Source organism: Enterobacter sp. Li2LvB3 (genome assembly GCF_056156645.1).
The window spans coordinates 1-279 of sequence record NZ_JBSICG010000071.1; the positions used below are offsets into that span (position 1 = coordinate 1).

At 49.8% G+C, this 279-nt stretch carries 2 tRNA genes; both read right to left on the reverse strand.

From position 1 onward, the window contains the following. Positions 1 to 58: 58 nt before the first annotated feature. Positions 59 to 134, reverse strand: a tRNA-Ala gene (locus tag ACS603_RS23455). A 48-nt stretch (positions 135 to 182) separates the two neighbouring features. Further along, positions 183 to 259: transfer RNA gene (locus tag ACS603_RS23460), tRNA-Ile, on the reverse strand. Positions 260 to 279 lie beyond the last annotated feature (20 nt).

Below are 279 nucleotides of genomic sequence, written 5' to 3' on the forward strand. Positions count from 1 at the left end.
ACTTCGCAGTGAACCTTTTCAGGTACACTCTGAAGTTTTCTTGTTTTCGCAGTAAAGATGGTGGAGCTATGCGGGATCGAACCGCAGACCTCCTGCGTGCAAGGCAGGCGCTCTCCCAGCTGAGCTATAACCCCATCGTATACACTAATCTCTGTACCGCTCATCCTTTAACATAAGGATTTTGGTAGGCCTGAGTGGACTTGAACCACCGACCTCACCCTTATCAGGGGTGCGCTCTAACCACCTGAGCTACAAGCCTGCAGAGATTTTTACTGCTAT